This is a genomic window from Iningainema tapete BLCC-T55 (assembly GCF_014698965.1).
GTDB classification, from domain to species: Bacteria; Cyanobacteriota; Cyanobacteriia; order Cyanobacteriales; family Nostocaceae; genus Iningainema; species Iningainema tapete.
The window spans coordinates 83274-105130 of the sequence record NZ_JACXAE010000039.1 but is presented as its reverse complement, the minus strand read 5'-3'; the positions used below and the strand labels follow the sequence as shown (position 1 = coordinate 105130).

At 39.7% G+C, this 21857-nt stretch carries 23 protein-coding genes and 1 pseudogene; 8 read left to right on the top strand and 16 right to left on the bottom strand.

The features are described 5' to 3' along the window. Positions 1 to 85: 85 nt before the first annotated feature. From ICL16_RS45530 to purS, 8 genes and pseudogenes are all read right to left on the bottom strand, one after another. Complete coding sequence (locus tag ICL16_RS45530; RefSeq protein WP_238360700.1) at positions 86 to 310, bottom strand: reverse transcriptase domain-containing protein; 225 nt, start codon at positions 308 to 310, stop codon at positions 86 to 88. 6 nt (positions 311 to 316) lie between these two features. Continuing rightward, positions 317 to 538 (bottom strand): hypothetical protein, encoded by a 222-nt coding sequence (locus ICL16_RS45525; RefSeq protein ID WP_238360699.1) that lies wholly within the window; start codon positions 536 to 538, stop codon positions 317 to 319. A 297-nt stretch (positions 539 to 835) separates the two neighbouring features. Beyond that, the gene (locus tag ICL16_RS10120; protein ID WP_190826949.1) at positions 836 to 4468 is read right to left on the bottom strand and encodes a helicase-related protein; all 3633 of its coding nucleotides are present in this window, start codon (positions 4466 to 4468) and stop codon (positions 836 to 838) included. Between the two features lie 160 nt (positions 4469 to 4628). After that, positions 4629 to 7634: a hypothetical protein gene (locus ICL16_RS10115; RefSeq protein ID WP_190826947.1), complete on the bottom strand. Its 3006-nt coding sequence runs from the start codon at positions 7632 to 7634 to the stop codon at positions 4629 to 4631. Between the two features lie 174 nt (positions 7635 to 7808). Continuing rightward, positions 7809 to 8030: a hypothetical protein gene (locus ICL16_RS10110; protein ID WP_190826945.1), complete on the bottom strand. Its 222-nt coding sequence runs from the start codon at positions 8028 to 8030 to the stop codon at positions 7809 to 7811. 3 nt (positions 8031 to 8033) lie between these two features. Continuing rightward, positions 8034 to 8180: pseudogene (locus ICL16_RS45520) on the bottom strand (type II toxin-antitoxin system VapC family toxin); the annotation flags it as partial. After that, the gene (gene purQ, locus ICL16_RS10105) at positions 8140 to 8838 is read right to left on the bottom strand and encodes a phosphoribosylformylglycinamidine synthase subunit PurQ (protein ID WP_190826943.1); all 699 of its coding nucleotides are present in this window, start codon (positions 8836 to 8838) and stop codon (positions 8140 to 8142) included. The gene purQ and the pseudogene ICL16_RS45520, both read right to left, overlap by 41 nt. A gap of 84 nt (positions 8839 to 8922) precedes the next feature. Next, a complete protein-coding gene (gene purS, locus ICL16_RS10100) occupies positions 8923 to 9201 on the bottom strand; it encodes a phosphoribosylformylglycinamidine synthase subunit PurS (RefSeq protein ID WP_190826940.1) in 279 nt (92 codons plus the stop codon). Positions 9202 to 9340: 139 nt separating this feature from the next. Between purS and ICL16_RS10095 the strand changes: the two genes are divergently transcribed. Further along, the gene (locus tag ICL16_RS10095; RefSeq protein ID WP_190826938.1) at positions 9341 to 9733 is read left to right on the top strand and encodes a Fur family transcriptional regulator; all 393 of its coding nucleotides are present in this window, start codon (positions 9341 to 9343) and stop codon (positions 9731 to 9733) included. A 47-nt stretch (positions 9734 to 9780) separates the two neighbouring features. Here ICL16_RS10095 and ICL16_RS10090 read toward each other — a convergent pair whose 3' ends face one another. Further along, a complete protein-coding gene (locus ICL16_RS10090; RefSeq protein WP_190826936.1) occupies positions 9781 to 10785 on the bottom strand; it encodes an SPFH domain-containing protein in 1005 nt (334 codons plus the stop codon). A 37-nt stretch (positions 10786 to 10822) separates the two neighbouring features. Continuing rightward, positions 10823 to 11248: an NfeD family protein gene (locus tag ICL16_RS10085; protein WP_190826934.1), complete on the bottom strand. Its 426-nt coding sequence runs from the start codon at positions 11246 to 11248 to the stop codon at positions 10823 to 10825. A 534-nt stretch (positions 11249 to 11782) separates the two neighbouring features. On the opposite strand from ICL16_RS10085, the gene ICL16_RS10080 reads away from it, so the two are divergent. Next, positions 11783 to 13714 (top strand): protein phosphatase 2C domain-containing protein, encoded by a 1932-nt coding sequence (locus ICL16_RS10080; RefSeq protein WP_190826932.1) that lies wholly within the window; start codon positions 11783 to 11785, stop codon positions 13712 to 13714. Here ICL16_RS10080 and ICL16_RS10075 read toward each other — a convergent pair. Further along, positions 13698 to 14351, bottom strand: coding sequence for a hypothetical protein (locus tag ICL16_RS10075; protein ID WP_190826930.1), 654 nt, complete (start codon positions 14349 to 14351; stop codon positions 13698 to 13700). The genes ICL16_RS10080 and ICL16_RS10075 overlap by 17 nt on opposite strands. A 166-nt stretch (positions 14352 to 14517) precedes the next feature. On the opposite strand from ICL16_RS10075, the gene ICL16_RS10070 reads away from it, so the two are divergent. Next, entirely contained in the window at positions 14518 to 14787 is a 270-nt protein-coding gene (locus tag ICL16_RS10070) for a ferredoxin-thioredoxin reductase variable chain (protein WP_190826927.1), read from the top strand. A gap of 71 nt (positions 14788 to 14858) precedes the next feature. On the opposite strand, the gene ICL16_RS10065 is transcribed toward ICL16_RS10070, so the two are convergent. Beyond that, entirely contained in the window at positions 14859 to 15140 is a 282-nt protein-coding gene (locus tag ICL16_RS10065; RefSeq protein ID WP_190826925.1) for a hypothetical protein, read from the bottom strand. A gap of 67 nt (positions 15141 to 15207) precedes the next feature. Continuing rightward, positions 15208 to 15666: a VOC family protein gene (locus tag ICL16_RS10060; RefSeq protein WP_190826922.1), complete on the bottom strand. Its 459-nt coding sequence runs from the start codon at positions 15664 to 15666 to the stop codon at positions 15208 to 15210. Between the two features lie 77 nt (positions 15667 to 15743). Here ICL16_RS10060 and ICL16_RS10055 point away from each other — a divergent pair, with 77 nt between their 5' ends. Beyond that, the gene (locus ICL16_RS10055) at positions 15744 to 16238 is read left to right on the top strand and encodes a DUF4385 domain-containing protein (RefSeq protein WP_190826919.1); all 495 of its coding nucleotides are present in this window, start codon (positions 15744 to 15746) and stop codon (positions 16236 to 16238) included. Between the two features lie 54 nt (positions 16239 to 16292). Here ICL16_RS10055 and ICL16_RS10050 read toward each other — a convergent pair whose 3' ends face one another. Next, on the bottom strand, positions 16293 to 16856 hold the full coding sequence (locus tag ICL16_RS10050; RefSeq protein WP_238360698.1) for an SMI1/KNR4 family protein: 564 nt from the start codon (positions 16854 to 16856) through the stop codon (positions 16293 to 16295). A gap of 290 nt (positions 16857 to 17146) precedes the next feature. Between ICL16_RS10050 and ICL16_RS10045 the strand changes: the two genes are divergently transcribed. From ICL16_RS10045 to ICL16_RS10035, 3 genes are all read left to right on the top strand, one after another. Beyond that, a complete protein-coding gene (locus tag ICL16_RS10045) occupies positions 17147 to 19306 on the top strand; it encodes a Tex family protein (protein ID WP_190826915.1) in 2160 nt (719 codons plus the stop codon). 124 nt (positions 19307 to 19430) lie between these two features. Continuing rightward, a complete protein-coding gene (locus ICL16_RS10040) occupies positions 19431 to 19832 on the top strand; it encodes a phage holin family protein (protein WP_190826913.1) in 402 nt (133 codons plus the stop codon). Positions 19833 to 19948: 116 nt separating this feature from the next. Further along, positions 19949 to 20140 carry a YqaE/Pmp3 family membrane protein gene (locus ICL16_RS10035; protein ID WP_190826911.1) on the top strand — a complete coding sequence of 64 codons (192 nt, stop codon included), beginning with the start codon at positions 19949 to 19951 and terminating at the stop codon, positions 20138 to 20140. Positions 20141 to 20274: 134 nt separating this feature from the next. Here ICL16_RS10035 and ICL16_RS10030 read toward each other — a convergent pair whose 3' ends face one another. Together ICL16_RS10030 and ICL16_RS10025 are read right to left on the bottom strand one after the other, a co-directional pair. After that, positions 20275 to 21057, bottom strand: coding sequence for a histidine kinase (locus ICL16_RS10030; RefSeq protein ID WP_190826905.1), 783 nt, complete (start codon positions 21055 to 21057; stop codon positions 20275 to 20277). Positions 21058 to 21165: 108 nt separating this feature from the next. Next, positions 21166 to 21351, bottom strand: coding sequence for a hypothetical protein (locus tag ICL16_RS10025; protein ID WP_190826903.1), 186 nt, complete (start codon positions 21349 to 21351; stop codon positions 21166 to 21168). Positions 21352 to 21476: 125 nt separating this feature from the next. Between ICL16_RS10025 and petJ the strand changes: the two genes are divergently transcribed. Further along, positions 21477 to 21842, top strand: a complete 366-nt coding sequence (gene petJ, locus ICL16_RS10020) for a cytochrome c6 PetJ (RefSeq protein ID WP_420485267.1) — start codon at positions 21477 to 21479, stop codon at positions 21840 to 21842. The last annotated feature ends 15 nt before the right edge of the window (positions 21843 to 21857 follow it).

Below are 21857 nucleotides of genomic sequence, written 5' to 3'. Positions count from 1 at the left end.
TTCTGTGGGTAATTCATAGGCATAAATCAGATGCTCTTCCAATTTTACCTTTATTTGCTTGTATGCGTCTTCCTGCTTGCCCATTCTAGATGGGGAGGAAGCGATTGCCAAAAAACTGTACAATATCAGTATCCAGTACCCAATCATAACCCAAATCTCGCCAATCAGCGACTTTTTCGACCGCATTTATGTAGGAAATATTCGGACGATAAGCAAAACTAGCCGCAGAAAACTTTGACTCCATGATAGGATAAAGAACATTCAACAACGCTTGCTGAAGAATGCGATCACGTACAGTAGGTATTTTCAATTCTCGCTAACCGTTCTTTTTCGGAATTAAGATTTGTTGACAAGGAAGCGGTTGATAAGTACTATTAGCAACAGCATCTCGTAATTGAGAAATATTGATGATTTGATTACTAGCAAACCCATCAATAGTTTCCCCGTCTACACCTGCACAACCTTTATTTTCCGCTACTTTTTGCCAAGCACGCTGAAAATTACCCAAATCGAGAAATTCGTGAACAATTCTAGTCATAGGAACTTTGAAAGAAATTCCTTTTTGAATATAGTTCCTAGCTGGAAAAGGAGGTTTCCGAATTTATCCGCAATCCGTTGTAAAAACCTACCTATCTTGTAGAGACGTTACATGTAACGTCTCTACAAAAGTCGTAACGTACCAAAAATCACAAGGGAACGTCGTAACGCACCAAAAATAATAGGAATGGTGCGTTACACTTCGTTAACGCACCCTACTAAGGAACGCGGATTTAATAACTTGCAAGCAACGCACCAAAAATTACAGGAATGGTGCGTTACACTTCGTTAACGCACCCTACGCTTCTTTAGAAAGAATCAAATTCAATACATTCAACTCATGAGAAGTTAACAAATACTTGTCAGTAAAACACTTTTTCCTCATCTCTTCTAAACTGTAACTTCTAAAAACCACAAAAGGGAAATCTCTATACTTATCACCGATAGGCAAAATATTACCCACAGGATACAGCAAGCGGATATAGGCAGCAAGAATATTGCGGAAGCGTATATCTTCTGGCTCATTGGGTTCATTGGCAAAATATTCCTTCATCATCTCACCGCTAATAAACGTAAATAACGGTAAGGCATAATATTGATCCCATCGCTTGCTATTCTGCTCTAGCTTCTGTGTTTTCTCTACCCCATCCCTAAGTTTTTTCACTAACTCTATTGCATCCTTGATTGCCGATCGCAAACTTTCCGGGTAAGATTTACGGTAGCTAATGGAGTGCATATTTCGCCAAAGTTCCTCATTAGCGTAATTTGCGATATCCAGTACCCGCATGTGGTAAGTTTCCTCTAAACTATTGTTGCCAATAGGCACTACCAGCAAACTTCCACTAATATATCCTGGTTCAATTTTCCCAAAATCCAGTAACTTATCCAGACTATGACAAATTTGGGTAAACTGATTAAAAGACTTGCGCAGATCCAGATAATTACACTCTGTTGTATAATTCACAGTAAATTCTGCGTTACTCAACAGTTGTTCTAAATTTGTCCGAACATATTCTACTAGTTTATCGCTTCTATTTCTACGCTGTTCTTGCTTGAGCTTGTTGATGAGGTTTGCCATCTGGGTAGAGAATGTTTCTCCCGCAGCGAATACCGATTTCCCACCTATGGGAATGATGATAAATTTATCTCTACCTATTGTACCATAACCAAAAATTCTGGTCATGATAGAAGCTTTCAAAATTAATAAAATATTTAATAGGTTCAGCAAACTCTCCTGTAAAGACAACTGCTGATTCTCAGGAGTATCTTGATAATAAACAGAACTTTCACCCAAATAAAAAACTAACTCTTTATCCTGATTATCTATTATATCATTTCCTCGCCCTCTGTAAATCACCTGAATTATTTCCATCAAGTTTTTCTCGATTTGAAATCCTGGAATTTCCACCAGGATGTGTTTAGCTTTGGGAAAAGATAATCCCCTACTCCCAGAAGCAGTCATAAAAACTACTTTTACATCGCTTTTATATTTGCTAATTTGCTCTTTCTCTTCTTCAGAGATATCAGCGTGTATCTCTAGGTAATCACTGAATTGCTCAAAGGTACGCTGATGCTTGATTTTCTCAATCAGTTCTGCTAATATGAGTTTATCCTGGATATAAACTATCACCTGCTCAACATCTGACCGATTTAAAAGAACTTCTATATCTTGTAAAATCTCTTGTTGGAGATTTTTGCTCGGATTATTATTCCGTTCCAGACGCATCTCTTCACTAAACAGACAAGACTCCACCACTACTTTATATGTGATGGATAAACTACTAGCTGGGTAAGAGTTAGCATTAATAACAGTAGCTGGCAAGTTTTTAAATTGAAATGGCACAGACGAAAGAGGTTGACAGGTATCTGAAGCCCTACGGAAATATATCTTATCTGATTCTGGTGATTTGTCTTCAAGGTGTTGAGTTATGACATTTTTATCAACAATAGAAGCATCGGCAACAATCACCTTTGTATTAAAGCCATGCTGGGGAAGCATCAACTGATACTTGGACAAAATACTATTAATGCCATCTAAGAATTCTACACCACCATCATCACCTGTAATTTCATCTATCATGATGAATAAATGCTTGATTCTACTGGAGATGTTTTTCATCCCAGCGGGAATTACTAAATTCTCTCGTTCGTTGTAGGCATTTCTAAAGATTTTCTCAAAATGCTTTAAAGTGTCACCAGTATACGTCTTCTTTAAAGATTGGATACAAGCAGTAGCAACGATATTATCGGAAAGTTCGCGATCCACTATTGTATATATAGCCTCGCAAATACTATTTAAAACTCCTCTACTTTTATTACCACCATCTTGAATCACATCTTCCGTTTTTCTGTTCAGCTTGTCTTTTCGGCGTCCCCGTGATACCATGTTTCTACTATCACGAAAATTCACAGATTGTTCTGTAAAATCTCCCTGACGCTGATTCCACAAATACTGGACAGTGTATTCTCCAGAGTTATCTGTGATAAAATTACTATTAGTGTTGATGGCTAAGATGCGGCGATCGCACAACTCTCCTCCATCTTTAAACTTCTCGATGATATCCAAATTTACTTGTTTTCTCGGGCTGACATAAAAGAACAGAAAACCCTCATCTAGATGATTGCGGAGAAAATCGACAATGGCAGTAGTTTTGCCAATACCAGGATTACCAGTCAAGAATATATAAGTAGCATCAGAAACCAACGCTTGTTTAATTAATTCTGCATGTGCGTCTCGCAGATTCATAGTTCCCCTTAACCCCAGTTGCATCAACTCATGAGGAACCATACCCACAGAATTGAAAAATCCATTTACCTGCTCTTGATGAGTTACAATGGTTGTATTATTTGGGGAAATTGCTAAAAGACGCTCGATAAAATCTTTGCCTTGACTAAAACTTCCATAAGCACTGCGCTTGATGCGATTTAAAACCTGTTTGCGGGCATTGTTAATCTCCTTACCGCTAGAATCATGCTTATAAATCTCATAACAAGATTTCAAAACATCCAAATTTTCTGGGAGAATTGACATCGCACTGAATGAGCGATCGCTATAACCCACCGCATTCATCACCACTGGTGCTTCATGCTTAATTATATCAGTCTCCAGTAAAAATTGGAAGAAACTATAAGTATAGCTAGCAGCTTGAATTAACTTAGCACTTTCCTTATCCCGATATTTAAAAGCAGTAAAGTAACTCTTCAAATCCTGAGAAAAATCTAAACCCAAAGATTCCGTGTCTATGCGTAGTTGAGAGAAAACACTTTTTGAGCGTAAATAGCCAACATCCCTGAGTAACAAACTACGAATAATTTCCACATAGTCAAGATTTTTCACTTCCTCATCCAACTGAATCGAAAACACCGACAAATCCACACACATAACCCTAACCTGTCGGCGGTTTTGCAACAGCATTAAAGTATCGGCATTGACAAACTCCCCTTTCTTGCCTATATCTAAGTCTTGTAAAACATATTTTTCCACGTATCGCTCAATCTCATCTTCTGTGAGATGCTCGAATTGACGCAATACCTCTCTAAACCACTGTACCGTATTCTTATTGTCATAAGTTCCGATACTGTTATCGCCACTAAACCTGCACTGGTAATATAGTATTTCTACATTCCTTAACCTATGCGGCTCACTCCAACCTACGGATTGAATGTATTCACCAAAAAAATTTAACCCGCACAAGAAACCTTTCTGAAGGAAAAAGGTACTCCACTTCTGCACCATCTCTCTTTCCAGACTGCTAATTACTTGATTGACAATGTGCTTCAGCATCTTCGGGAAGTTTAGCTGCTGCAACTCGTGAAGATACAAATTGCCAAATCTGTGCTTAATTTGCTTATCTTTAATATAAGCAAGAATCCCAATATTAAACCCAACTTCAAATAACCGTCCAAATTCTTCTGCTATTTTAGATGTCATTGCTTACGTAAAAATGAAGATTGATAGTTGAGTGAAGGCAGAGGGCAGAAGGGAAGAGCCTTTTACTCGTTCACTCGTTTCCAGGCTCTGCGTGGGAAAGAGGTATAAAACCACAGATAAACACAGATGAACACCGATAATAATCTGTGTTTATCTGTGTTCATCTGTGGTTCACATTCAATATTTTCTTAACTTCTGTTAAAAATGCTAAGGAGTTAAATTCCCCTTTGCCTCTCATGTGGTTAAATAAGGATAGTGCGCCCACTGAGCGATCGCCAATCAAATTCTCGTATGGATCGAGTTTGAGATTAATTTGTTTATGTTGTTCGTAGCGTGAGAAGTGAAACAAGGTGAGATACTGTAAGATATCGTTTTTCTGCTCACCTTTAAAAATCAAACCCTTATAGATGTCTTCGTCATCCAGAATTCCTTCATATATTTTTAATAATGTGGCGTAGGAAATCACACCGTTGTAGTGGCGCTCCTCTTGCTTACCTACTGTAATTCCATTAAACAAGTTGAAAAAGACGACAGATTTTTGGCTGGGATCGTCTACAAGATTGGTCAGTTCTGCTGTGTCTTGGATATATAATGAGGGAACACCAATTTTGTCTTCTATTTTGACTGCGTAGTATTTATCGAAAAACATCGGGTAGATTTTGATGTCATCGTGCTGTTCTTTAAAAGCCTTGATTACCTCTCTTGATAAAAAGAATAGCCCATCATCATCTTCCGTCTGTGTCATGTGCAATGTACTGGAGTAGGGTGCTTTGGCAATGTAGAGAAAGTGCCTAAATCCCATTTTGTACAGCTTCGCCACTTCGTCGATGACAACAGTTGGGTATCTAAACATCTGTTGGTTTTCATAGTTATCGGAGAAGGTTTTCAGTAGCTGTACTCTGACAGCGCCATCAAGACACCTCAAACCTAAGATTTCTCCCATTAAATTGGATAGTTTTTGCGTACCACCCCATCTGCGATCGCTTTCCCTACTGGAGACGACAACAATCGCTAGCTTATCCACTATTTTAGGATAGTCTGAGGGATTGGAGAAAGTAAATTTTTTCGGTAGCACAGAGTACAAAGAACTAAGTACATTAGGAACTTTAAACTTTCCTTTAGTTTGCAAATCTCGAATATCAATACCTTGAGCGTTAGAGCGATGTTCCTCGTTGAATAAATGAGATAATACACCAGATAAGGAAACGATGAATTTTTCTATCGGTGCATCGTCTTCTTTGTTGTGCAGGTGCAGTCGCAAAATCGGCAGAAATAACCTTTTTTGCTCTTGTAACAGTACCTTTATACTGATATAGGCAAGCAAGGAAAAAGTAAAAAGATAAATAAATGCTTGTTGAGCTTCTAACTTAGTCTCTTCTAACCTGTAAGGAAATAATACCAGCTTGCGCTCCTGGAAAGTTTTACTATAAACATCCTGACATTTTTTATTTTCCCAAGGTAAAAACAACACAGGCAAAGCACGAATATTCGCGATATCATACTCCATGTTTAAGCTTTGCCGCTCATCGCAAGAAACATAGTGAATGTCACTGATGGTGATTTTTGCTGGTAGACTACAAAGGGAATTCGTTGTGGCATTCGCTTCGCCAATGGCTATGTACTTGAGGATTTCTTTTGGATTTCCTCTCAAGACAGGTTTGAAGAACGTATTTTGATTGAAAATATTGTTGATTTCCTGCTCAAGGATGCTTTTTTTGATCGTAATATGCTGGGGATACTCTCGATGGGGAAAGGTTCGCTTAGATTTGATAACGTTAATGAGTAGTTTTTTTAGTTGCTTGATTTTCGACAGAACATCAAGTTTATTGAAGTATTTAATAATATCCCGAAAAAGCTGCTGTTTTGCCGCATCGTCATCACTCTTGAGTATCGGTATGACTTTTTGCTCGAAATTAGGGATGGGGTTGTAAGCTAATTCCGATGAGTTGGGGTTAAGGGCAAACAAAAAGTAGTACAAAAAGGCTATTTTTAAAACTTTTCTCGCAAACGTTTCCTTTTTGAGTGGATCTGCTAATACTTGATGTTCTTCAGTGTCTGGATTAAGCAGATTGAGATAATACTCAGATACAGTTTTACCACCATACGCTTGTACTTTACCATCAAACTTGAGTTTTAAACCAAAAATAAACTGGATTTCTCCCCGTTCTTCATCTTTTGTTTCTCCCAAGTAACCTTCTATCTTGGGTATAATGGGCAGCATATCAAATGCTTCACCACGGGAAAAAATGTCTCTATAGTTTAGTGAGATGCCAGCATAGTTTACCTGGTAGTCGCCGTCAGCTTTGTTGACATCATTAATATATTCTTCTATTAGCCGCAAACGTCTAATCGTATCTTGCAGATACATGGCTGCCTGGGCGTTGGTGGTGCTGGCATCGGTGTGAATATTTTCGTAGAGATACTCTAAATAATTAATCTGTGCTTGTTTCTTGAGTTTACCCAGAGTTTCTTTGTCTACAATTCTTCTGAGTCGATAGAAATCTAATTCACGATTTTCCTTTTCTTTGTGTAGCTCCTCAAGAATGTAACCTAGTTCTTCCCGATCTTCTTCACTTGTGCTCTTGAACTGCACTTTGATATAATTTTCCAGCCCATCCCGTAACTGCTCGTTAAAATCACGAGTTTTCTGTACAGTTATAGTCAGCTTGTGAAATTTCAATATTTCTTTACTTTTAGCACCTTTGTCAGGAAAAGTCAACCGCTGTTTTTGTAAACCTTGGTATGGGGTAAAGGGATAGGTAAAGTTTAAGCTGGGGGTGCTGCCTTTAAAAGTTTGTAAGTCGGTAACTAAGTTTTCGACAAACTCTTTAACTGTTGTGGATGGTTGCTTTAGGATGGTAGATTCTAGTTGCTGGTGTAAACAGTCGGCGATCGCTTGAATCTGATTCTTGAAGTTTTCTTTAAACCCTGGGCTAAAATTGATTGTGGCAGCTTTGGCGCTATTGGCAGAAGCACCCAAGGGATTACTCAACTGCAAATTAGCAACTTGACTCGCTACAGTATTTATATCAATGAGTAATCGGTGGCGATCATCTGATACTCTAAAAAGTTGCTGCTGTCGTAAAACTTGTAAAATCTTGTCTAGTAACTCGCTATAATCTACAAAAACTAACTCATTGCCGCCTGCTTGTATACTATTATTCACGCAGTTTACTCCTAGCCATCCATATGCGTGTGGTGACTATTCTGTATTAATCTTAATAGTCACCATTACGCCACAGTATTATGACGTAAGAGTTAGGTACGTAGCCCTTCCACCACACCGCGACACTTATAAGGGTGTCGCTATACGTACAAAGCCCACCTCCGTGGGCTAAGACTAAGTTGAGCGGCGGCTAGTATCCTTTTTGTCATCACCAAGATTTGCCCTTCCGCTCCAACGTGTTGTGAGACTGCGGCGCGACAAGCTCACAACTTCTCTACCACTTTGAGCTTGTTTCTTCCGTAGATCTGCAAATATTGCGTCTAAGTCATAGTTAAAAGACTTAGCATACTCTTCACGAATTTGGTGAATTTCTTCTACAATCTCATCTGTCCACATAACCTAATTCCCCATTAATTCGTAGGGTATGCATAGGATTGGTAGCTCGTAGCCGGAATCAAGACTAATCTGTGCCAGTTTGTCCTGAATTTGAGCATTGGCAATATGCTTACAATTCCACGTTAACAGATAATCCATGCCGTGGACGGTCTTTCCATTTTAGTCCTGTAAACAACTTCAACCCATCTGTACCGCCAAGCATAGGATCTGAGGCCCTTTCTGGATGGGGCATCATTCCCAACACATTGCCTTGGCGGTTGCAAATCCCAGCAATGTTGTTGAGTGAGCCGTTGGGATTATCTCCCGCATAACGGAACACTACTTGACCGTTGTCTTCAAGTTCTGATAAAGTGGCATCATCAGCGTAAAATTTACCCTCTCCGTGGGCAATGGGCAAAGTGATGATTTCACCAGCTTTATAACCTTGTGTCCAAGGTAGATTAACACGCTCCACTTTCAACGGGGCGCGATCGCACACAAAATGCAAATCCCGATTTCTCACCAACGCCCCCGGTAACAACCCTGCTTCAGTTAATACTTGAAAACCGTTACAAATACCGAGGACAAATTTACCTTTTCGTGCATGTGCAACAACTTGCTGCATCACGGGAGAAAAGCGAGCGATCGCACCACAGCGCAAATAATCGCCATAACTAAAACCACCGGGTATAATGATTACATCCAAATCGGAAATATCAGTTTCTTGATGCCAAACCATGCGCGTCGGTTGCTCAAGCAAGTCGTTTGTGACGTAAGCAACATCGCGATCGCAATTAGAACCGGGAAAAACGATTATACCAAATTTCATAGGAGACAGGAGTCAGGAGTCAGGAGTCGTCGTAGAGACGCCCCGGCGGGGCGTCTGTACAGGAGTTATTTCCCCATACTCTTATTACACCACTCCTGTTTGGGTTTCAACTTCAATCAAATCAAAGCGGTAATTTTCAATTACTGGATTTGCCAACATTTGATGGCAAATCTGCTCCAAGTGTTGACGTGCAGTAGCTTCATCACCAGAGGTGAGAGTCAATTCAATGTACTTACCTATACGTACACGCTCAACATTATCGTATCCTAACTGCTTTAGCCCAGATTGCACTGCTACACCAGCAGGATCTAGAACAGAAGGACGAAGGGTGACAAAAATTTTGGCTTGATACTTCCTTTGCACTGTCTTAAGCTGAATACTGCTACGCTCATAGTATATCTTTATGACCTAACTAAATAAAAACAGACGATAAAGTATTTCAGTTAAGCTAGAACTAAACCATAGTTTCTACTAATTAATGGGCGTTATTAATTAAAAGTCTATGAGAGCAGTACACACTCGCAGTCAAGAGCGTATTCTAAACCTACTTAAAACCATTAAACAAGGGATTTCCGCGCAGGATCTTTATGTGGAATTGCGTAACCGCAACCAAAGCATGGGTTTAGCAACTGTCTACCGCTCTCTAGAAGCCCTCAAGCTGGAAGGAAGCGTACAAGTACGAACATTATCTAACGGTGAATCCTTATATAGTTTAGTACAGCAAGACAAGCATCATATAACTTGCTTACAATGTGGCGTTTCCATCCCAATTAATCAATGCCCTGTCCATGATTTAGAAACTCAGTTACAAGTAAAACACAATTTTAAGATTTTCTACCACACTTTAGAGTTTTTTGGTTTGTGTAGTCAATGTCAGATGGCTCAAAGCTCGTGAGCAATTCAGAAGCCCGGTAACTTTTACGAAACCGGGCTTCTAGGCTGCTAGCTAGGACGATTGTTTAATGGCGGCATTTCGCTCATCAACATTCCGTTAGAATTAAGCTGACCATCTGAGACAATAGAGCGTATACCCTCTAAAGTAGCAGGAATGGTGCGTGGATCCATAAACATTACTTTACTGCTATCGCTCTTACCGATAATCGCGCCCATATCCAAATAGCCCAAGGCAAGTAGAACTTCTAATGCTGAGTGCGCACTAGGGTTTGTTTTCATTTTCTGGGCAATAATATCAGTAGATTCAGCAATAGCTTGAGCTTTGAGAACTTGTTGTTGTCGCTCAGCTTGAGCTTTAAGAACGATCGCCTTTTGTTCAGCTTCTGCCTGTAAAATTACTGACTTTTGCCGAGCTTCTGCATCCAAAACTTGAGCCTCAGCTTTACCTTTAGCACTATTGACAGCAGCTTCGCGATCGCCTTCTGATGTTAAAATTGCTGCTCTTTTACGCCTTTCCGCTGACATTTGCAATTCCATTGATTCCCGAACTGCTTGGGAGGGGATCAAATCCCGCAATTCTACACGAGTAACTTTTACACCCCAAGGATCAGTAGCAATATCCAAATCACGCAACAGAAGTTCATTAATTTGCGCACGGGCAGTAAAAGTTTGATCTAACTCCAATTGTCCCATTTCAGCACGAATTTGGGTAAGTACCAAATTCACCATCGCTGATTGGAGATTTTCCACTTTATAGTAAGCCTTCTCCATATCCACGATGCGCCAGTAAACCACAGCATCTACAGTAATCGAAACATTATCACGGGTAATACACTGTTGGGGCGGAATATCTAAAACTTTTTCCCGGATAGTTTCACGATACACGACTCTATCTACAAAAGGAACTACAAAGTTAAGACCTGGTTCCAATTTTTTATTATAACTACCCAAGCGTTCTACTAAAGATTCGTTACCCTGGTTGACAACTTTCACAGAACTTGCTAATGCAGAACCACCTAAAGCTAAAGATATGAGTAAAAATAGTTGTTCCATTTTAAATCCCCTGATTATTTTAAAAAGCTCTAAACTATTAACGCAACAGATGTTCAGGCATGATGATTAAAGTTGTACCTTCACGTCTAATCACGTAAACTCTTTGATGTTCTGGAATTGCGATTTCTACATCGCATCTTGCCAACCAAGAATTGCCCTCATACAAAACCCGTCCTGTTTTGCCGACAGGAATTTCCGTCATAGTTTCCGCTATTGTGGCATCATAAGTTTTTGACTTACGTTTAACTTTCGTTACAAATCTACGAGAAAGTAAAACTAACGCACCAGAAAGCAATAACCAAATCACAACTTGCAGCCATACGAACATAACTATGCTAGATAACAGTGCCACGACTAAGGCACTAATTCCCATTAATAAAGCAATAAAAGCTGTGGGCAGAAAGATTTCCGTACAACAAAGAACTAATCCTGCTATGAACCATATTAAAGTGGTACTTGGCATAATGCCATCCTAAAAAAAATTCCTCTAAATGCTTTTATTGTGGATACAGCACGAAATTGACGTTTTCCTGAAATTAGATGTTAGTATTTGTACGTAAATTTTAATTACTGTTAGTTACAATCATAAAATTTACACAGTTGTAAGCAACCCCCGGATTAAATCCGGGGGCTTCAGCCAAAACCTCGGTTGAGTTGAAGCCCAGCTTACCCGGCTCAGCACATGGCGTGCTACGTTATCGGTAAGTGTTCAAGTTCTCACTCCGGGATGCGTGATGCCAGTTCCGGACTCTGAAACTGAAGGATTAACCAGACTTAAGGGTTTACAGTCAGTGTTCTTCGGATAGTTACCGACCGATAACTTTGCCAAGGCTCACATTACTGGTGCAGCGAGGCGATTCCCGGCATACAGGGAACTGAGTAAACACTGTACCTCTGTTTACTCACCCCGTTAAGGGGACGGCTAATTTATTAGCGGTTCATGTTTACTCCGTGGGCTAAAGCCACACGGTTTCCACATGTTTCGGAGGTTTTTTAGATGATTTCAACACCAATTGCTAACGTTCACACAGTCTATTGCACCAATCCCAGTTGTAGTAACCCAATTAACCGTCTAGACAACCGTCTATGTGCTAATTGCCAAACACCTCTAATTCAACGTTATGTTTGGGCAACTGGAGCAATATCAGCTAAAATTCAACCAGGAGAACTGGTTGCAGAGCGTTATGGGGTAATTTCTCCGCAAATTTGGCTAGATACAAAACCAGGATTATTACCTGATACACCGGAAGAACTACCAGTGGAAGTTTCTCCTTACTTACAATTATATCCAAAGCGATTACATTTACCTCAAGTATACGGTTTTACCCAAATTGCTGGAGAAAATATCCTTTTACTCGAAAATATACCAGTAGATGAGAAAGGAAATTTATACCCGGCACTTGCTGATGCATGGGAACAAGCAACAGCATTACGTCAAGTAAACTGGCTCTGGCAAATTCTCGAACTATGGCAGCCTTTATCAGAATTAGAAGTAGCAGGCAGTTTACTGATACCCAACAATATACGAATACAAGGTTGGTGTGTCAGGTTATTAGAATTTGTAGATACATACCATGATGTGTCTCTACAGGATTTAGGAAAATGTTGGCAAACGTGGATAGCTACAGCCAAAACATCAGTAGCCAAAATCTTAGAGCAAATAGTTGAACAAATGTGTAGTCCAGAAGGAGAATTAACAGCGATCGCTACACAATTAAATAAACTATTACTTTCCACAGTAGCCGAATTACCCTTAACACTAGAAGTAGCAGGAGCAACAGATACTGGTACACAACTCAAACAAAATGAAGACAATTTTTATCCTAGTGATACTAAAAATCAGGAAGATCCTCTTTTACCAAAAGTATCAATTGTTTGCGATGGAATTGGTGGACATGAAGGAGGTGAAGTTGCCAGTCTTTTAGCAGTAGAATCTTTAAAACTACAAATCCGTGCTTTACTACTAGAAGTAGCAGAACAAACTGAAATTGTCCCACCAGATTTATTAGCACAACAAATAGAAGCAAGTTTACGCATTGTTAATAACCTAATTTGCTCATCTAACGACGAGCAAAAACGTGAAGGTACTCAACGTATGGGTACAACCGTTATCATGGCACTGCAAATCCCACAAAAAATCCAAACTAATTCTGGTGTACAAGTAGAAAATGCTCATGAACTTTATATCGCAAATGTTGGTGATAGCCGTGCTTACTGGATTACAAAAAACTACTGCCAACTACTTACAGTAGATGATGACGTAGCAGGAAGAGAAGTACGACTTGCCCGCAGTACATACCGTCAAGCACTACAACGAAAAGATGCTTATGCCCTTAGTTGTGCATTAGGGACAAAAAATGGTGAATTTTTGCATCCAGAAATTCAAAGATTTATTTTAGATGAAGATGGCATACTGTTACTTTGTTCTGATGGGTTAAGCGATGACTCAAGAATAGAAGAACACTGGCAAGATTATAGTATACCTGTATTAACAGGTGAACTTTCCTTAGAAGACGCTGTTAGTGAGTGGATTAAGTTAGCAAACCAGAAAAATGGTTATGACAATACTTCGGTAGTTCTCACTTTGAGTCGTGTTTCACAAAACTCTTTGATGCCAATTAGTAAATCAGTACCAATAGTAGAGATTGTAGAAACAAAACAACCAGAAGATACCGTTTTGCTAGAAGATAATCCAGTAGTAGTGGATGTAGACATAGAAGCATCTACACCAGATCCTATAGAAACCCCTGCTCAAAATCTCAACAAAGGTAAACAAAAGTGGTGGGTGCTAGGAGGATTTTTAACTTTAGTTGTATCCGGTGCAATAGGATTATTGGCTTGGTGGCAAATCAATCCTTTTGCATTCCAACAAATATGTCAGCAATTACCAAAACCGATACAACAAGTTTGTTCTACGAAAAAAATGTAAAATTTTGTAAATATCCAGGTGTTTCCCAATATCGCCATCTTAAGCAGTCTATCAGCCAGCCCTGCGGGTTGTAGATTTGCTGCTTTCCACGAGTTTTAAACAGTTCTACAGCAGATATAACATCTTGCAGAGAATAATTAAAGATTTCAGCAGGTTTATCTGGGTGATAATAAATACCAGCAGCAGCACACACGTTTAAGATTTCTATCTTGTTTTGAGGATCAATAGAATTAATGCTGCTGCTGTTAGATTCATTTTCAGTAGATTGCACGTTTGAGGGCTGTGAAACGTAATTTTGCTCGCTGTTTTGTAAGTTTTTTTTTGGTTTTAACCACTCAAGTGGGCGTGTAACTATTTTGACGATTTTCCAAGTGTATTCTTTGAGAACTTGAATAACTCGATGTTCTTTGAGTTGAGCAAGGGCTTTTTTCAAGGTGAGGCGACAATAGCCCTTGCCGCGATGTTTTTCTACCCATTCGTTGAATTCGCTCAAGTCAGGTTCTGCTTCTTCTCCGATTGTGTAGGAGCGCATCAACCACTGCCACAGTAGTTTTGCTGCCGGGGTAAGGCGGTGTTTGAGGCAGAATGCGTCGTGTTCTTCTGTCCAAGGACTGACTTTGGTTGAGTTTCTGGTCATGATGTGTTATTAATTCAAAGTGCATGTTCAACCAAAAAACTAAATTGGTCAAGTCCGGATTTTGCTCATAATGCCGAAAAATTAGCTAAAGTGTTGACCGCAGTAACGCAAAGAGTGAAGATAAAAGGATTAGACCACTTGCCGAACAAGCAAGTAAGCGTGAGGGATGGCTGTGGAGACACTTGTAGAACAGAAGCTAGGTGTAAATATAAGTATGAATATCGGCGATCGCGTCCGTGTCAAGGAATCCGTGACAATTTACCATCATCCTGAGCATCGCGGTAAAGCTTTTGACCTTAAAGGTACAGAAGGTGAGGTGGTGCTGATTCTCAATCAATGGCAAGGTAGACCTGTTAGTGCTAATTTGCCTATACAAGTCCAGTTTAGTAAAAAATTTAAAGCCCACTTGCGTGAAAGTGAGTTAGAAGTGATTTGATATTTTCCATCTGCGGTACTAGTTTTAACCGCAGATGAAGGCAAATATACGTAAAAAAATTCGGAAAATATCTATGATGATTGTGTGGGAATAAGGCTAGCGCTTTGAGTTGCACTATCCCAAACTATCCAGTTGTAGTTATTATCTAAGTCTACTGCCTTATTTGAGACTTTGAAATATAGCTTTTCACCACCCTTGGTTTCAATTGCAAAGTCGGCATTTTGAGCATATACGACCTGAAAACCTCTGTTTCTAAGGCAGTACATTGCCCAAGCTTTCAACGACTGCTTGTAAGGTTCGTGCGGTATTGGTGGTTTTGTGATTGTTTCTTCGATGACTTGATATATTTTCATTTTTTTTCGGTGGTAGAGACGTTCCGGCGGAACGTCTGTACAGGGGCGGAACGTCTGTACAAATAAATTAGGGATCGCAGCGAATTTCAATCATAAATCCATCAGGATCGTAAAAATACACGCCCCTACCTGTGGGACGAGTAACTGGTCCGTGGGCGATCCCAATTTGATTTTCTCTAATTACTTCTACTGCTTGCGCAAATAACTGTGGATCTATATCAAAAGCTAGATGATAAGCTCTTGTAAATGTGTTTTCTGGGTTTGGATCTGGTGGTGATAAGTTGGGTTCCCAGAATAAATCAACAATTGTACCATCAGGGGTAATGAAGTTGGCTACTTTGCCGGATGCGACTAAATCCACAAGGGTTGCTGGAACTTCATCTCCTGTTAATTCATGCAAACCCAGAATTGTTCCATAGAAGTGTCGGGAAGCTTGCATATTTTTGACGTTGAGCGCGATGTGGTGTACTTTTCGCAGATCGCCTTTAGTCAGGACACGAGTAAGTGACGAGTGGTAGTTGTGCATGGTAGAAATCAATTTACCTTTTCGGGTAGATGCTCAACTTTAATTGTTAATACTATATTTTATACAACAATCTTACCATGCGAATGTTTGATTATTCTTTAGATTACAAAACTATTGATTTTCGTCAACATCCTGAACTTTATCGTGTTGGTAAGGGCGAACAGGGTGTTCTTTTGGTTGAGCCATATAAGTCATCCATTCTTCCTTATTGGCGATTTAAAACTCCGGATATTGCTCGTGAATCTAGCGAGAAAATCTACGCTATGTTTCTTGAGTATTTGGAACAGGATGATTTTGTCGGGGCAGATATGGCACGAAAGTTTTTACAAATGGGTTACACGCGATCGCGTCGCTATGCTAATCATAAAAGTGGTAAAAAATACAAAACCAATCCTCAAAAAGAATCTTCAACAGCAGCTCAACTTGAGGCGAGAAAAAATATTTTACCTTATGAAGAAGACCCTGTGAAAGCTGAATCTGCGGCTATTTTTAAAGCAAAGTGGACACAAGCCAAGCAAAACAAGAAATATGTCGAACTCTTAGCCAAGCATAAACAGATGTATGAATTTTAAATTCTTTTGCGTGAGCTTATAACCAAATTGCTCTTATGTATGAAGATTTTTTAACTACGCTCCGGATTGACTCTTCTGTAAAGGCTTATCCTGAGGCATCTCTAGTTGAGTGAGTAGATTTTCTAACCACTCTCGAAAACTGACTCCTTCGCTTAACACAGAATATTCTTCGGTATCAAACTCAAAGACCTCTCCGATTTGAGTAAAAAAACTTTCTGGTAATTCTACATCAGTCTCAGGGTCTAAATTCATACACATGAATTTTTTCCCATCTACTTCCTCAGCAAAGTCTATCCACTTTGCATTCCAAGATTGCTCTTTGTCTGTAAATACATGGTCAATCACCATTTTCCCTAACATAGAGTCGGTGAGATATCCTAAGTCTGGCAGAGGTTGAATGATCCAATTACCTAGACGCCAAGCCCAATCACGACTAAATTTTAGATAAAATTGTTTTAGTTCCTCAGGAAGTTGGATTCCTAGTGAGTTTTCTACTTCACTGATCTCTTCTAGAGATGCGACTCTGGAAGCTGTCACGCACCTAGTCGGTTCATGACGGACAATTTGCGCTTCAAGGCGTTGCCATAGTGTTTGCATAGTTACACTCAAATGTCTCATATTCATCTCTCAGTACAAAGAGGGTTAAATTTACTAACCCTGAGTTTTAGCATCTACAGTAGAATTTTGGTACAAATCAAGCTTTTTTATTATGTATCCTTATTAACAGATGTCAGAAAATTTTAACCTGTAATGCCAGTATTTTGTTAGAGAAAATTTGAATTTTTTGCACGAATTAACTTTTTCCGTTTGTAATTATCCTCTGTTAAACTAGCTTAACAGTATATGCAAGTCTAATAAAACCATTTGGCATATTACCTAGAGAGTAGTTTTCACGACTTACACGCCCGATGCTGAACATTCCTCAATTACTCGCAACTGAACTCGATCTTCATCATACTCAGGTACTAAACGCACTGGAACTTATGGCGGAGGGTGCAACAATTCCCTTCATTGCACGATATCGTAAAGAACGTACTGGTGAGATGAATGAAGTTCAGCTACGCAACTTGGCTGAGCGGTATACTTACTTGACAGAATTAGAAGAAAGAAAATCGGTGATTTTGAGTGCGATCGCACAACAAGGTAAACTCACAGATGAACTGCTCGCAAAAATTGAATTTTGTTTGCAGAAAACTGAACTTGAAGATTTATACTTACCTTTCCGCCCGAAGCGACGCACCCGCGCTACTGTTGCCAGAGAAAAAGGACTCGAACCCCTAGCAGACTACATTAAGTCGTTCAATGTCAAGAATGGTGCATCAGTGTCACTAGATGAAGAAGCGGCAAAGTACATTTCTGAAGACAAGGGAGTAAAAACAAGAGAAGATGCCCTTAAGGGTGCTGCCGACATTCTGGCTGAAGAGGTGGCGGAAAAAGCAGAATTGCGCACATACCTACGCGAGTATTTACTAGAAGAAGGTTTGTTTGTTTCACGTATTAAAGATGATTTTCCTGAAGGTACAACTAAGTTTGAAATGTACCGCAATTACCAGAGCCGGGTGAAAAATATTGCCCCTCACAATTTGCTGGCGTTATGTCGGGGTGAAGCTGAAGAAGTACTGAACTTTGAAATTTCTTTTGAGCTTGATTTCGTGCTTTCTTATCTGGAGTCAAAGGAAATTAAAACAAAAGTTCGTTCAATTCGGGATTTTTATCAGGCGATGCTCAAAGATGCATTTAATCGTTTGATGAAAGCTTCGTTGATAAGTGAAGTAATTGCCCAGAAGAAAACTGAAGCTGATTTTGAGTCGATCAAAACTTTTGAAGCAAATTTGCGGGAGTTGCTGCTGTCTGCACCAGCAGGGATGAAACCAACTCTGGCAATCGATCCTGGTTTTCGGACTGGGTGTAAAGTGGCAGTACTCGATCAAACAGGTAAATTTTTAGAATATCAGGCAGTATTTCCTCATCAAGCAGCTGAGCAACGTCAAAAAGCTGCACAAACTATCAAAAATTTAATGGAGAAATATAAAATTGAGTTAATTGCGATCGGTAATGGTACAGCTTCTCGTGAAACAGATGAGTTTGTCGCCCAGGTGCTGCAAACAATGGAACGCAAACCCGTAAAGGTGATGGTGAATGAGTCGGGAGCATCTATATATTCTGCTAGCATTGTTGCTTTGGAAGAGTTTCCCGATTTAGATGTTACCGTGCGCGGTGCTATTAGTATTGGTAGGCGATTACAAGATCCATTAGCGGAACTGGTGAAAATTGACCCAAAGTCGATTGGTGTGGGACAATACCAACACGATGTGGATCAGAAGTTGTTGAAAAAGAAGTTGGATGAAACTGTAGAAAGCTGCGTCAACTTTGTTGGTGTAGATTTGAATACCGCTTCAAAGGAACTTCTCACCTTTGTCTCTGGAATTACATCAAGTGTTGCTAATAATATTGTCGCTTATCGCAACCAACATGGTGCTTTTAAAAACCGTCGAGAATTGCTGAAAGTACCGAAATTAGGACCAAAAGCGTTTGAACAAGCGGCGGGTTTTTTACGGATACGTGGCGGTAATAATCCCTTGGATAATACGGCTGTACATCCAGAAAGTTATGCAGTCGTGGAAGCGATCGCCAGCGATCTAAATATACCACTAACTCAAATCACGCAAATTGCCGAGAAATTGAAAACAACAAATCTTAAGAAATATGTTACCGATACTATCGGTGAACCAACGCTGCGTGATATCAAGAGCGAACTCGAAAAGCCAGGAAGAGATCCCCGTGCTGAATTTAAGTATGCTACCTTCCGCGAGGGAGTTAGAGAAATGAACGATCTCAAAGAGGGGATGGAATTAGAAGGTATCGTCACCAATGTTGCTAACTTCGGCGCTTTTGTCGATGTGGGTGTACATCAAGATGGTTTAGTGCATATCTCTCAACTTGCCGACAGATTCGTAGATGATCCCAAAAAAATTGTTAAAGTTGGACAAGTTGTCAAAGTGCGAGTGTTGGAAGTCAACGAGAAATTGAAGCGGATTAGTTTGTCGATGAAGGGACTTAAGCAGTAGTAGGAGCGCAATTACAATCACAAGCCTTACGGCATAAGAGAAATATACCTTGGTAGAGAGGTTAGAGCGGATCGCATCATTGAGCATAGAGATATGAGTTTAAAAATTCTGAGGTGGAAAAATCATGGCAGTATTCCTTAATGTGCTTGCAACAGCTTTGAGCTTACTGATTGTTGATATCCTTTTTACCAAAGGAGTTGATATTGCTAATTTTCCTGCTGCTTTAATTGCTGGTGCGGTTATTGGCGCTGTGAATAGCACAGTTAGACCAGTTTTGTCTGCGCTATCATTACCACTAAACTTCTTAAGTTTTGGAGCGTTTTCTCTGATTGTTAACGGTATTTGTTTCTCTTTAGCAGCATTTTTAGTTCCAGGATTTAGTGTTCACGGACTGTTCGCTTTTATTCTCGCTCCTGTAGTTCTCTCTGCTGCTAATACTTTCATTAACAATTACTTCGCAGAGAAAAGCTTAGCTTTAAACAGCAGTGATGCAACCAAATCTAAAGCTGAATTACCTTCTAGCTAAAATACTCTTCGTCTCATCTCTAAACTAAATTAAGATAATTCCTCTGGCGGAGTTCTTAATTTGGTAAATACAAGACAATGTGAGTGAAAACAGTTTAAAAAAGTAACACTATTCCCATGAAATTACTTCGTTTTGTTCTTGGTCTTCTCTTACCTCCTTTAGGTGTTTTTCTAACAGTTGGAGTTGGTCCTACTTTGTTAATTAATGTTTTGCTAACCTTGCTTGGTTGGCTTCCCGGTAGCATTCATGCAATTTGGGTTATTGCTAAGTACGAAGATAAACAAATAGGAGAGGGAGAAACATATTAGCCCTCGTCTCAATTAAACTTGTAGGGTGCGTTACGTTTTACTGTAACGCACCTTTATGTTTATTTGTGAGAACTAATACCCCACACCCCACCCCCTCCCTCCCCTTTCAAAGGGGAGGGTTAGGGAGGGGTATACTACACCTTATTAGTAGGCTCCTTGTCCTTTAACAAGTCAGCAGCACCTAGCAGTAATTCTCTCAACTTCTGTTTTACTTGAACTTCTTTTCTTGCTACTGCTGAACCTGCTTCACCAATTTTGTCTTCTAGCTGGGAGTGTTTTTCTTGTACTTGTGCAACTACAGATTCTGCTTGGGGACGCGCTTGGTTATACCAGTTTTTTGCGTCGTCTAAATACTCTTTAACCTCTAGCGATCGCCCACCATATCGTGCTGCCAAGTTAGCTTTAACAATTGCTAGCTGAGCTTGTAGTTGCGCGTAACGTTTCTGTAACAATGTCACTTCATCACTATTTTTAATGGCACTGATAGCCGAATCAATAGCTGTTTTGGTATTAGCAGATGTTTCTTTGCTAGTATCTTGAATTTCTGTTAAAATTCCTTCAACTTCTTGCTGAATTTTCTCTTCTTGTTCGTCCAATTTAGCTTGAAGCTGCTTCACCTCTGCTTGAGTTTTAGCAATTGCTTCGTGTCTTTTACTATTTACTGCTTCTAACGCTCCCTCAATTGAGGCTGTCACATCTTCCTTTACTTCGCTGCCTTTTTCTTGTAAGTTTTCAATTACAGTAGTGACAGCATCTTTTACAAGAGTGCGCAATTCAACAGAACCTTCTTTAAACTCAGAAACTACTTGAGAAACAGCAGACTTGACAATTTCACGAACACGATCCGTTCTTAATTGTCCGGTTTCTTTTGCCTGTTGCAAATCAGCTTTAATTTGCTCTTTGATATTATTAGCCATCTTCAATGCAGTGGGTATTTAATTAATAGAAATTAATCAACCATATTCTCCTTTATCTATCGTGACGTAGTATTTTATAAGATGGTACTTCCTTTAGGTAGAAAATAACTAGCTAGCTAGAGGAAAAGTAGCTGCAAGCATCTGTGTATCGCGGGGCGCAACATACACCATAGGCACACCTTCACGCTCTAGGTTACGTAACACTAACCCAGTTTGCGCCGCTACCACACCCCACCACGACAAGGCAATTATTACCAGTGCCGCAATTATCAACAATAAACGCGCTCTTGTCATCTCAATCCTAAACTTGCTAACACTTTTGGATGATAATCAAATGAGTGGGGTGGGCATCTTGCCAGCCCTATCTACTGGTGCAACATATGATGCATCAATTCCTATATAGTAAAGGAGATTTAATGATGTGTGTAAATATGACTTTTTCTCGTAATACCTGGAAACGCTATATAATTGTTTTACTAATATTAATGGTCTTAAATTTGCACTTAACTCCCAAAGCCTTTGCCGCCGATATCACCAACGGCGCAGAAATTTTTAGCGTTCAATGTGCTGGTTGTCATATTAATGGTGGTAATATAGTTAGACGCGGTAAGAATTTAAAATTAAAAGCGCTCAAAAAATATAACATGGATTCCATAGAAGCAATTTCCTCTATCGTGACAAATGGTAAAAACAATATGTCAGCCTACAAAGACCGACTTACTGAGCAAGAAATACAAGATGTCGCTGTTTATGTTCTCGAACAAGCTGAAAAAGGTTGGCGGTAAAAGGACTCCTGACTC